Origin of the sequence: Veillonella sp. 3891, assembly GCF_003992315.1 — a bacterium.
GTDB lineage: Bacteria > Bacillota > Negativicutes > Veillonellales > Veillonellaceae > F0422.
This window is the reverse complement of sequence record NZ_RQVE01000005.1, coordinates 60983-74098: the sequence shown is the minus strand read 5'-3', so window position 1 is coordinate 74098 and position 13116 is coordinate 60983. Positions and strand designations below refer to the sequence as shown.

At 39.1% G+C, this 13116-nt stretch carries 10 protein-coding genes; all 10 read left to right on the top strand.

The window, feature by feature from the left end:
• Positions 1–12: 12 nt before the first annotated feature.
• The 10 genes from tyrS (at position 13) to EO118_RS04035 (ending at position 13066) form a co-directional block, all read left to right on the top strand.
• Positions 13–1221: a tyrosine--tRNA ligase gene (gene tyrS, locus EO118_RS04080; RefSeq protein WP_127068757.1), complete on the top strand. Its 1209-nt coding sequence runs from the start codon at positions 13–15 to the stop codon at positions 1219–1221.
• 482 nt (positions 1222–1703) lie between these two features.
• Complete coding sequence (gene ppsA, locus EO118_RS04075) at positions 1704–4076, top strand: phosphoenolpyruvate synthase (protein ID WP_127068756.1); 2373 nt, start codon at positions 1704–1706, stop codon at positions 4074–4076.
• Between the two features lie 51 nt (positions 4077–4127).
• Positions 4128–4748 carry a CBS domain-containing protein gene (locus EO118_RS04070; RefSeq protein WP_127068755.1) on the top strand — a complete coding sequence of 207 codons (621 nt, stop codon included), beginning with the start codon at positions 4128–4130 and terminating at the stop codon, positions 4746–4748.
• Positions 4749–4756: 8 nt separating this feature from the next.
• A complete protein-coding gene (locus EO118_RS04065; RefSeq protein ID WP_164723850.1) occupies positions 4757–5575 on the top strand; it encodes a pyruvate, water dikinase regulatory protein in 819 nt (272 codons plus the stop codon).
• Positions 5576–5590: 15 nt separating this feature from the next.
• Positions 5591–6577, top strand: coding sequence for a deoxyguanosinetriphosphate triphosphohydrolase (locus EO118_RS04060; RefSeq protein ID WP_127068754.1), 987 nt, complete (start codon positions 5591–5593; stop codon positions 6575–6577).
• Positions 6578–6742: 165 nt separating this feature from the next.
• Entirely contained in the window at positions 6743–8059 is a 1317-nt protein-coding gene (locus tag EO118_RS04055; RefSeq protein ID WP_127068753.1) for an ATP-binding protein, read from the top strand.
• A gap of 100 nt (positions 8060–8159) precedes the next feature.
• The gene (locus EO118_RS04050) at positions 8160–8531 is read left to right on the top strand and encodes a TetR/AcrR family transcriptional regulator (protein ID WP_127009421.1); all 372 of its coding nucleotides are present in this window, start codon (positions 8160–8162) and stop codon (positions 8529–8531) included.
• Positions 8503–8745: a hypothetical protein gene (locus tag EO118_RS04045; RefSeq protein WP_127009420.1), complete on the top strand. Its 243-nt coding sequence runs from the start codon at positions 8503–8505 to the stop codon at positions 8743–8745. The genes EO118_RS04050 and EO118_RS04045 overlap by 29 nt, the downstream gene beginning before the upstream one ends.
• Positions 8726–9892 (top strand): efflux RND transporter periplasmic adaptor subunit, encoded by a 1167-nt coding sequence (locus tag EO118_RS04040; RefSeq protein ID WP_009354038.1) that lies wholly within the window; start codon positions 8726–8728, stop codon positions 9890–9892. The genes EO118_RS04045 and EO118_RS04040 overlap by 20 nt, the downstream gene beginning before the upstream one ends.
• Before the next feature lie 9 nt (positions 9893–9901).
• The gene (locus EO118_RS04035; RefSeq protein WP_127068752.1) at positions 9902–13066 is read left to right on the top strand and encodes an efflux RND transporter permease subunit; all 3165 of its coding nucleotides are present in this window, start codon (positions 9902–9904) and stop codon (positions 13064–13066) included.
• Positions 13067–13116: the final 50 nt, after the last annotated feature.

Sequence of the window (13116 nt, the reverse complement as noted above, 5' to 3'; positions counted from 1 at the left end):
TAGGAGATAATCATGATTAGTGCAGCAGAACAGTTTCGCCTCATTTCCCATGGGGTAGCTGATCTTTTACCAGAAGATGAATTTAAGAAGAAACTTGAAAAGTCCGTAGCAACCAATACGCCATTGATTGTTAAATTAGGTTTGGACCCTACAGCTCCAGATATCCACTTGGGTCATACTGTAGTCTTGCGTAAGTTAAAATTGTTCCAAGACTTTGGACATAAAGTTATCATCTTAATTGGCGACTTTACAGCTCGTATCGGTGACCCTACTGGTAAAAGTGTAACTCGTCCACCATTGACAGAAGAACAAGTTATCACCAATGCAAAAACATACCAAGAGCAAATCTTTAAAGTCTTAGATCCTGAAAAAACAGAAGTGCGCTTTAATAGCGAATGGTTGAGCAAATTAGACTTTGCTGATGTGTTGAAACTAGCATCTAAGTACACCGTAGCTCGTATGTTAGAACGTGATGACTTTCATAAACGATATACAGAAGGTCGGCCAATTAGCATTCATGAGTTCATGTATCCATTGATGCAAGGTTATGACTCTATTGCTTTGAAAGCAGATGTAGAATTTGGTGGTACTGACCAAACATTTAACCTGTTAATGGGTCGTCATCTACAAGGCGAAGAAGGAATGCCAGAACAAACAATCATCACGATGCCGATTTTGGAAGGCCTTGATGGTGTCCAAAAAATGAGTAAATCTCTTGGCAATTACATCGGTATTAGCGAAGCTCCATCTGAAATGTATGGTAAAGCGATGTCGATTCCAGATGAGTTAATGATGCGTTACTTTATGCTTGTTACCGATATGTCTATTGAAGAACAAGAACAACTTAGCAAGGATTTAGAGTCTGGTGCAGCCCATCCAAGAGATGTAAAAATGAAGTTGGCTCATACCATTGTTCGTTTATACCATGGTGAAGAGGCAGCCAACTTTGGTCAAGATGAGTTTGTTCGTGTGTTCCAAAAACATGCGATGCCAACAGATATTTCAGAATATAAAGTGGCTATTACAGAAGAACCTGTTTTCGTACCACAATTATTATCTGATGCAGGATTAACAGCAAGTAATGGGGAAGCAAGACGATCCATTAAAGCGGGGGCCTTTAAAATTGATGGTGAAAAGTGCAACGAAGAGCATATCGTATTGAAAGATGGTATGGTCTTGCAAGTTGGGAAACGGAAATTCATCAAAATCGTTTCTTGTTAGTTTATGTAGCCTGTGGCGTTTTAACTGAATAGGGAAAAGGGAAGAGCACGGTATACCCCCTCTCAAACGGTATTTCATAATGTTTGTTCGGGGGCACACCGTGCTCTTCTTGCATTTGTGTAATTCTATTAGTAATAGATCGCCACAAGGCTACTACGCCTAACTGCGTTCCTCTGGGGGGGAGCGTGTGGTTCGACTCCCACCTAGTCAATCTATGATAGCACCCGTATAGGGTGCTTTTTTATTAGTGCTACATCCTTATATTGTCATTTCTGTATACTTTTATGATAGCATTTATAATGCTTAGAGATATTTTAAAAAGATTAGGCCTAGTATAGCAACATATATTCTTCTATATTTCAAAAACAGCGTTAGTCTGCTGAATCAATTAGGTATACATATAGAATTATGCTTGACTATTTAGTATATATGTTGTACTATATACTTAAATTATGAATACTATTTCTAATGGAGGGATAATCATGAGTCGTGATACTGCATATGTTCTTTGGTTTGATGAATTGCATCGTGAGGATGTGGATATTGTTGGTGGTAAGTCTTCTTCTTTAGGAGAAATGACTTCCTCTACGAATGTGCCTGTTCCTTATGGTTATGCTACGACAGCCCATGGCTATCGCTATTTCATGGAAGAGACTGGTTTAGTAGAACGTATTAAAGCTAAATTAGAAGAATTACATGATGTAGAGAACTCTGCGTTGTTACGTAAGGTCACTGCAGAAGTGCGTCAAATGATTATGGATGAAGAAATGCCAGCTCCATTAGCTAAGGCGATTCGTGAAGGTTATGAAGAGTTAGCTCGTAAAGTAGGAGAAGAAAATCCATTCGTGGCAGTACGTTCTAGTGCTACTGCGGAAGATTTGCCAGATGCTAGCTTTGCAGGTCAACAAGATACATATTTAAATGTTCGTGGCGCAGATATGATTATTGCAAAAGTTAAAGAATGCTATGCATCTACTTTTACAGACCGTGCTACGTACTATCGTGTAAAACAAGGGTTCGATCATATGACAGTAGCCTTGTCTGCTGCTATCCAAATGATGGTATATTCCAAAGCAGCAGGTGTTATGTTCTCTGTGAACATTATGAATGGCGATGATAAATCGATCATCATTGAAGGTTCTTGGGGCCTTGGTGAATATGTAGTTCAAGGGACTGTGACACCTGATAATTTCACCGTAGATAAAGCTACCTTACAAATTACAGATCGTATGATTAATGATAAAAACGTGGCGTTAGTTCGTAAACCTGATGGAGATTGTGAAGAAATTCATATCCCTGATGAGCAAGCTCGTGCACAAGTGATTACAGATGCGCAAGTCATCGAACTGGCTACGTATGCAAAAGCAATTGAAAAACATTATGGTTGCTACATGGATATGGAATGGGGCATTGATGAGCGTGATGGTAAAGTATGGATCTTACAAGCTCGTCCAGAAACTGTATTCTCTCAAAAGAAAGAAAAAGAAGAAACTGTAGTGGAAGCGACTACAACAGAACGAAAGATTGTTGTAAAAGGTCTTCCAGCGAGCCCTGGTAAAGCTGCAGGTCGTGCTCATGTTATCGAAAATCCAGAAGATATCGACGATTTCAAAGAAGGAGAAATCCTTGTTACTACTATGACTGCACCTGACTGGGTACCAGCGATGAAAAAAGCAAAAGCTATCGTTACCGATGCTGGTGGTATGACTTGTCATGCGTCTATCGTAAGTCGTGAGTTGGGGATCCCTTGTATTGTAGGTACTAAATCTCGCAGTGAAGAGGCGACAAAAACGATTACTGATGGTCAAATGATTACCGTAGATGCTACCAATGGTATTGTCTATGATGGTATTTTAGAAGAAGCTACCAAAAAAGCTGAGCCTGTTGCAGAAACTCGCTATGTAGAGCCAACGCCGATTACTGGTACTAAAATCTATATGAACTTAGGAGATCCAGATTTAGCCGAAAAATATGGCGTATTACCTTGTGATGGTATCGGCTTAATGCGTGAAGAATTTATTTGGACTACTTTTATTCATGAACACCCAATGCATTTAATCGAAACGGGTCGTCGTGATTTTGCTATCGATACTTTAGCCGAAGGTATGCGTAAAGTATGTGCAGCCCTAGCGCCTCGACAAGTTGTATTGCGTTTGAGTGACTTTAAATCCAGTGAATACCGTGATTTAAATGGTGGTGAAAAGTACGAGCCAGAAGAATCTAGCGCGCTACTTGGATTCCGTGGGGCTTCTCGCTATTATGATGAACGCTATGCGCCAGCTTTCTTATTAGAATTAGAAGCTATCAAAAAAGTACGCAATGAATTTGGTTTTAAAAATTTACAAGTTATGATTCCATTCTGCCGTACTGTGAATGAAGCAGCAGAAGTCACTCGTATTATGGCAGAGCACGGCTTACAACGTAATGCAGATTTCAAAGTATGGTTGATGGCTGAAATTCCTGCTAATATTATTTTGGCGGATCAATTTAATCAATATGTGGATGGTTACTCTATCGGATCCAACGATTTAACTATGCTTGTATTAGGTTGTGATCGGGATAATGAAACTGTACAACATATTTATGATGAAAGAAACTTGGCTGTAAAACGTGCGATTAAACATTTAATTGAAACAGCACACAAAGATGGTAAAACAGTATCCATCTGTGGACAAGCACCAAGTGTATATCCAGAGTTCTGTGAGTTCTTAGTAAAACATGGTATTGATTCTATTTCTGTAAATCCAGATGCTGTGGTGTCTACGAAGAAAATGGTGGCACAATTAGAACAACGTATTATGTTAGATGCTTTGACAGGCAAAGGTCGTCAAAATACAGAAGCTTTAGATTGGTAATAGATGAGGAGGCTCTGGGGAGAGCCTCCTTTTTCATAGAAAGGTAACAATATGAATCTTTCAAAACGACAAGAATCGATTGTACAACAAGAAGGGCCTATCACAGGAAAAGCTATCGCTACGAAATTAGACTTAACAAGGTCTGCATTGCGATCGGACTTAACAGTCTTGACGATGATGGGCATTTTAGATGCACGGCCAAAGGTAGGGTATTACTATGTTGGTAAAGTGGCAAATAATCCTTTAGCTGCTGAGATTAATAGTTTTACAGTAGCACAAGTTATGTCCAGTGTGGTAGCAGTCAGCTCTACAGCATCCGTATATGACACAATTGTTACTATGTTCACAGAAGATGTAGGAACTATCTTAATCTGCGATGATGGTATATTAAAAGGAGTGGTTTCTCGTAAAGATTTATTGCGTGCCTCTCTTGGCGGATCTGATTTAAATACTATGCCTATTTCTATGATTATGACACCCACTAGTAAAGTCGTAGTAGCATATCCAGATATGCCTGTTGTGGAAGCCGTAGAACGGATGATTGATTTTGAAATAGATTGCGTCCCTGTGGTAGATAAGGTATTATTAGAGACAAGCAAAGAATATCGTGTAGTAGGTCGTATTTCTAAAACAACAGTAACACGTTTATTTTGGGACTGTGGAAAACGATAGGAGTAATTATGGCTAAAATTATTTATGCAATTTCTGACTCCCTAGGGGAAACAGCTGAATCGGTAGCACGTGCTACGGCAAGTCAATATGATAAAGAAACGATTGATATCGTTCGCGTGCCTTATATTAATGATGAATTACAAATCAATGAAGTGGTGAAAGAAGCCGCTACAGGCGGACATGTCATCTGCCATACTATTGTATCACCAACATTGCGGTCTTATTTAGATACAGCTTGCAAAGCACAAGGGGTACAAGCCGTAGATATTATGGGACCGGTCATGAATGCAGTAGGAACTATGACAGATACAGAGCCTAGATTGGCCCCTGGTATGATTCATAAGCTAGATCAAGAATATTTCAAAAAGGTAGAGGCCATTGAATTTGCCGTGAAATATGACGATGGTAAAAATCCAAAAGGCTTTGAAAAAGCAGATATTGTCATTATTGGTATTTCTCGTACAAGTAAAACGCCATTATCTATGTTCTTAGCCTATAAAAAAATTAAAGCTGCCAATTTACCGCTAGTACCAGAAGTGCCCTTGCCAGAGGAATTATTTCAAATACCAGGCCGTAAAATTGTAGGATTAATTATTGATCCTTTCAAATTGAATAATATCCGTGAAGAACGTCTTCGTACGATGGGATTGCATTCTGATGCTAATTATGCTAATGTAAGCCGTATCGAAGAAGAATTAAATTACGCTAAAACTGTGATGAGACGCTTGCATTGCCCTGTGCTTGATGTAACAAATAAATCTATCGAGGAAACCGCAGGCATGGTGATGCAAATTATTCAGAAAAATCGTGTCATGGATACACGTTAAGGTGGGAGGTGTCATATGAGTATTCGAGAGATGTTGGAAGAGCGGGAATATGCTATCTTAAGCCCTTATGCGGCTAAGAGTAGAGAAGCAGTGCGTGATCGTGAGGAAGAGCCTGATCCATATCGAACGGACTTTCAACGAGACCGAGATCGTATTTTGCACAGCAAATGTTTCCGTCGATTAAAACATAAAACGCAAGTATATATTGCTCCAGGAGACCATTATCGGACTCGTATGACACATACCTTAGAAGTAGGTCAAATTGGACGTACTATCGCTCGAGCCTTACGTTTGAATGAAGATTTGACAGAAGCTATTGCAATGGGCCATGATGTGGGGCATACACCATTTGGACATGTAGGGGAATATGCTCTTCGTGATATGGTAGGTCACTTTAATCATAATGAGCAAAGCTTGCGCATGGTGGAAAGTATTGAAAAGAACGGTCAAGGGTTAAACTTAACTACTGCGGTTCGTGATGGTATTTTAGGGCATACAGGTTCTCATATACCTGTTACCCTAGAAGGGCAAATTATACGTACTGCAGATCGTATCGCTTATTTATGTCATGACTTTGATGATGCCTTACGGGCACATATGCTCAGGGTTGATGATTTACCGAAAGAAGTAGTGCAAGTCTTTGGAGATACCCATTCTAAAATGATTACTGCTATGGTCACAGATATGGTGACATCCTCTATGGATCAACCAGTTATATCTATGTCTGACCGTGGCGTGGAAACTATGAATATTTTCCGTCGTTTCATGTTTGAACGGGTTTATCGAGCTCCTTCGTTAATTCCAGATCGGAATAAAGGTGATTATGTAGTGAAACATCTATTCATGTACTATAAGGAACACCCTGAGGCGATCCGCCATGAAATCCACCATGACAATCCCATCACAGACCAAGATATCGTAGACTATGTGGCGGGTTTGACGGACAACTATGCGATCAAATTATTTACAGAATACTATATACCGAAAGTATGGGATAACTAACCTAGTTTTACAAAAAATGCTGCGCTATGACGTGGCATTTTTTTGTTTACAAATTTGGGCTATCAATACCCTAAACTCTGAAAAATTAAAAGTTTGGGGTATTGATAACCTAAACTTTATAAAAATGGAAGTTTGGGGTATAATAAGTAAAAAGGAGGGTGACTTATGAACCACAGAAAACCATTAAAAGTACGTCAAAATTATTTAGATCAGCTTATTTCGTTTAAAGATATAGAACCTGTCAAAGTCATCACTGGAATTAGACGTTGTGGAAAATCTAGCTTACTGCTTTTAATGCAGGAATATTTAATACAGCAAGGAATCCCAGAAGAACAAATTATAGCGATTAATTTTGAGTCCTTAACATTTCAAGAAATGACCTATAAGGATTTATACAATTATGTAAAAGATAAAATTACTACAGACCATACATACTATTTATTTTTTGATGAACTTCAAAAGATAGATCAATGGGAACTAGCTATTAATTCATTCCGAGTAGATTTTAATTGTGATATTTATATTACGGGCTCCAATTCCTATTTGTTATCATCGGAATATTCTACATATTTATCTGGCAGATATGTGGAAATCAAAATGTATCCTTTATCTTTTAGCGAATTTATTGACTTTCACGGATATAGAGTTACAGAATATAAAACTCCTATGGGACATAGTAAGAAACGTGCTGTCAATGCGCAACAAGATATTGTAGAACTAGGTGATTTGTTCGATGCCTATATGCGGTATGGGGGCATGCCAGGGATTGCTGATGTAGGATTAGAACAGGACAAGGCTTTCATATTGTTAGATGGTGTATATTCTACTGTAGTGGTACGGGATATTTTAGAGCGTGAAAGAAACCGAAAAGGAAGACAAATTACAGATGCAGAACTGCTTAGAAAAATAATTTTATTTTTAGCAGATAATATTGGGAATACAACATCATTTAACTCTATTAGTAATACTCTTGTATCGGAACAGATGATCGTTAATCGTGAAAAACAAGGAAAACCAGCCAATCAAACGATTGCTGCCTATATAGGTGCGCTGAAAGAAACCTATCTGTTTTATGATGTCAAACGATTTGATATAAAAGGAAAAGAATATCTGCGTACATTGGGGAAGTACTACATTGTTGATATGGGATTACGAAACTATTTATTAGGTGTCCGTGATAGGGATAGAGGACATGCATTAGAAAATGTAGTGTATCTTGAACTGTTGCGAAGAGGATATGATGTAGCTATCGGTAAGGTAGATACATTAGAAGTGGACTTTATAGCGACAACCGCAACGGAAAAGCTATATATTCAAGTCACTGAAACAATGAAAGATGAAACAGTGAGACAAAGAGAGTTAAAACCGTTACAAAAAATTCCTAATAACTATAAAAAAATAGTGCTTTCTATGGACTTAGCTTTAGACGATGATTATGAGGGTATACATGTAATTAGTCTAGTCGATTGGTTACTTTCTTAGTTTGACATTTGTTCTTATTTTAAGTAAACTAAAGAGTGGTACTGAGTAGTATACTTTGAGTTTTAATAGATATAAAAGAGAGTATGAAAGGAGGGCTATATTGGTTACCGTTAAGGAGAAAATTTTAGCAGCGGCGGCCATAATGATTGAAGAGCAAGGCATATCATTCCGCATGGATGATTTAGCAAAAGCATTGACTATTAGTAAACGTACGTTGTATGAACAATTTCGTTCTAAACATGAAATTGTAGAAACCATTTTAGTCCATGGGGCAGAAGACTTTTACAGACAGCATGAGAATATTGTGAACAATAAAAGTCTTACTGTAGAAGAAGTATTAAATAGGTATTTTAGAGTACGATCAAATTTGTATGCGGCTTTCAGTGGAGAATCTTTCATAGAAATCTTCTTATATACCGCAACTACAAGAAACGTTGAAAACTTTGTTCAAGAAAGATTGGGACTTACTTAAACACTATTTACTACACCAACAAGAGCAAGGAACTATTGCTCGCTATGTGGATGTTGATATTATCATTATGATGTTGCAAGGTGCTGTACGACGCATTGTGTTTGAAAGCTCCAATCATCATGAGGATATTTATAAATATATGCCAAAGGTTATTTCAGTTATATTACAGGGTATTACAAATAAGGGTGAAATGAATGAAAAAACAAGCGTATAATGGTTTAGTGGCAGCTAGCTTGGCAGCCCTTGTACTTGTATCTGGTTGTGGTGGACAAGCTCCGGGGCAAGGTCCAACGGAGGTTAACTCCTATAAAATCACAGCTACTGATACAAATGTACAAGAATCTTTCAATGGTACTGTATTGGCACAAAATTCTATTGTGATTCGAGCGAATGTATCCGGTCGAGTTGTTGAAAAATATGTAAAAGGGGGCGACACGGTAAAAGCCGGTCAAGCATTGTATCGTCTCGATGGACGTCAATACGAAGCGAACCTAGCTAGTGCACAAGCCAATGCAGCACGATCTAGCGCAGCGTACCAAAACTCTCAAGTCGATTTACAGCGCTATCAAACATTAGCAAATGAAGATGCCATTGCCCGCCAAACACTGGATACACAAGCTAGTGTGGCTGCACAAAATCGCGCAGCCTTAGAAGCTATGGAAGCACAAATCCGCTTAGCGGAAAATAATTTACAAGATACGGTTGTATATGCGCCATTTGATGGTACATTGGAAATGGATGATGTAGATTTAGGTACATTCGTTACAGCTGGACAAACAGCACTTGTCACATTGAACTCTACCGATCCAGTATATGTACAATTTAGTATGAGTGAAGCAGAGTACTTAGAATATAAAAAAGCACATCGTTCTGTAGATGGCGAAGTAGAATTGAAATTGTCCAATGGTGAAATCTATGGTACCTATGATGATAATCACAAAATTGTAAGCACAATTAAAGGTCGCATTGTGGAAGCTGCCAAAAACTTAGATAGCGGTACAGGTCAGCTGATTTTAAAAGCAGCATTCCCAAATCCAAATCATATGTTGTTACCAAATATGTATGCATCCGTTATTACTAGCGGTGAAACTATTCAAGGCGCTATCTTAGTGCCATCTCGTGCTTTATTACAAGTATTGGATAAAACATTTGTGATGGTCATCCGAGATGGTAAAGTAGAACAAGTGCCTGTCACAACAAGTGGTACCAGTGGTAAATACACCATCATTCGTCCTTCCAAAGATGGTAAAGGTTTAACAGTAGGCGATGAAATCGTTGTAGATGGCTTAACAAAAGCGAAAAATGGCGCAGAAGTAAAAGCAACTTTATTAAGCAAAGAAGATATTGAGAAAGGTAATTAGGGTGATATTGTGTCAAAATTCTTTATTAATCGCCCTATCTTTGCCATCGTAATCTCTATTATCATTACATTGCTAGGGTTGATTTCCTTATCAAAACTGCCGATCGACAGATATCCACAGATTTCTCCACCGCAAGTACAGGTACGTACTGCCTACATGGGGGCCAATGCTGAGGTTGTAAGCGAATCGGTAGCGGCAGTCATCGAAAAACAAATCGTTGGCGTCCAAAATATGGATTATATGCAATCCACGAGTACAGGGGATGGTTCCTATAACTTGACAGTTCAATTTGAGCAAGGAACTGATGCCGATATGGATACGGTAAACGTACAAAACCGTGTAGCCCGTGCCTTGGCATCCTTGCCATCCGAAGTACAAACGGTGGGCGTGACCACTACGAAATCATCTGGGGATATGGCTATGGTATTCTCCTTGGTATCTCCAAATGGTAGTTATGATAGAACTTTCTTAAAAAACTATGCTACGAACTATATGATGGATGCTATCCAATCTGTGAACGGTGTGGGTACGGTGCAGGAGTTCGGTGCTGACTATGCCATGCGTATTTGGCTAGATCCTACGAAAATGTCTAAGTATGGCGTTACGATAACGGATGTAAGCAATGCGATTCGCAGTCAAAACAAACAGGCTGCAGCAGGTGCATTAGGTTCCGATCCAATTGACAAAGATCAAGCTTTCAATACATCTGTAAAAGTACAAGGTCGTTTGGCTGAAATTTCAGAATTTGAAAATATCGTAATTAAAAAAGATAAAAAGAATAATTTATTGCATTTAAAAGATGTAGCTCGTGTTGAATTAGGGGCACAAAGTTATTCTGTAGAGCCTACAAGCTTTTCAAAAGAAACGGGTAATGATAAACCAGTAGCTGTATTTGCTGTTTCTTTAACGAATGATGCGAATGCATTAGAAACAATCAATGCTGTAAAAGAGATTATTCACCAACAAGAAGAAGCATTCCCACCAGATATGCAAGCGAAGATTATTGTAGATAATACAAAATTCGTAAAAGCTTCTATGAAAGAAGTAGTAAAAACTTTTGCAGAAGCCTTGATTCTCGTAGCGATAATTGTGTACTTGTTCTTGCAAACATGGCAGTCCACAGTGATTTCAATGATTGCAGTGCCAGCATCTTTGATTGGTACTTTTGCGGCGTTCCAAGTAATGGGCTTTACTGTTAATACATTGACCTTGCTAGCTATGGTGTTAGCGATCGGTCTCGTCGTGGATGATGCGATCGTCGTAATCGAAGCTGTAGAATATGAAATGCGCTACAATGGGTTGAAACCAAAGGCGGCTACCGTAGCAGCCATGGAAAAAGTACAAGGCCCTGTTATTGGTATTGCCTTTGTATTGATTTCCGTATTCGTTCCAGTGTCCTTCATGGGTGGTTTAACGGGGGTATTGTATAAACAATTCGCTTTAACAGTAGCTATTTCTGTTATTATTTCTGCCTTTGTAGCATTGACATTGACGCCTGCATTGTGTGGTATTATGTTAAAACCACATAAGCCAAAAGAGACTACTAATATAGTGGGTCGTTTCTTGGAGTGGTTTAATGGATTTTTGGATCGAAGAATCGATCAATATGGTATTCTTTTAGCTCGTTGGTCCAATCGTCTATGGGCCACATGGTTGGCATTGGCTATCTTCTTAGGTGCAGCTTTTGGTATGATGCGTATGGTGCCAAGTGGATTCGTACCTGCTGAAGATAGTGGCTATTTTCTGGTTGCGGTATCCTTGCCGCCAGGGGCTACTTCTAGCCGTACAAAAGATGTGTTAACTGATTTAGGTCACTTCTTGAATGAAGATAAAGATATGAATGGTACGATCACAGTGCCAGGTTTTGATGTCTTGTCAGGAACGGCACAAACTAGTGGTGGTGCCATCTTTACATCCTTAATTGATTGGGATGAAAGAACGCAACCAGATCAACAGCTTGGTTCGAAGATTAGAAATACTTTCATCTATGGTTCTAAGGACCCACGAGGAACGATTATTCCGTTGAATCCACCATCCATCCCAGGTCTTGGTAAGACGGGTGGTTTCTCCATGTACCTCATCAATAAAGCGGGTCATAATACAGAACAAATGAATGCGGTAGTAGAACAGTTCCTAGCAGAGGCTAGAAAGCGTCCTGAGTTCAGCACCATTTACACGACTTTCAATACGGCTACACCATCCTATAATTTTGATGTGAATCGTGATAGAGCAGCTCGTGATGGCGTAGCTGTGACAGATATTTATATGGCTTTACAAGGGTATTATGGTGGCATGCAGTTAAATGACTTTACTAAGTTTGGTAAAAACTATAAAGTTATGTTACAAGCGGACAATCAGTTCCGTACAGACCCAAGTATGAATCATCTGTTGACAGTACGTAATGCAGCAGGTCAAATGGTACCAGTTGACACATATATTACACCACAGAAGACAACCTCTGCCTTTGTGGTAACACGATATAACAACTTCCCAGCAGTGAGCATTGGTGGTAATACTAACCAAGGTGTTAGCTCTGGTGATGCTATCAAAGCATTAGAAGAAGTGGCGAAAAATACATTGCCACAAGGATATACCTATGATTGGGGTGGACAAACTCGTGAGGAAATCAAAGCGGGATCCCAAGTGTTGATTATCTTTGGATTCGGTATTGTCTTTGTATTCCTTGTGTTGGCTGCCTTGTATGAATCTTGGAAAGTACCATTTGCAGTACTATTATCTGTTCCAACAGGTATCTTTGGTGCTGTACTTGCCCCATGGTTATTCAATATGATTGGTGCCATGATGAAATCTACACATTTCTTTGCCTTGGATATTTACTTCCAAATCGGCTTGCTTACATTAGTGGGCTTGGCAGCGAAGAATGCGATCTTGATCATCGAATATGCTAAGATTCGTGTCGATGAAAGAGGTATGAACTATGTAGATGCCGCTATTGAAGCAGCGAAGATTCGTTTACGTCCTATCTTGATGACGTCCTTTGCATTCATCATTGGATGTTTGCCATTGATGTTGGCAAGTGGAGCTGGTGCTGGTGCCCGTGCATCCTTGGGTGTGACCGTAGTATTTGGTATGATTACAGCTACATTCTTTGGAGTGGTAATCATTCCTATGCTGTTCATCATTATGGAAAAACTAGGCTTTAAACGTCACTAATTAGACTATGCAGCCTCGTGGGTCGTTACTTGTGAGGCTATGCAGCCTGT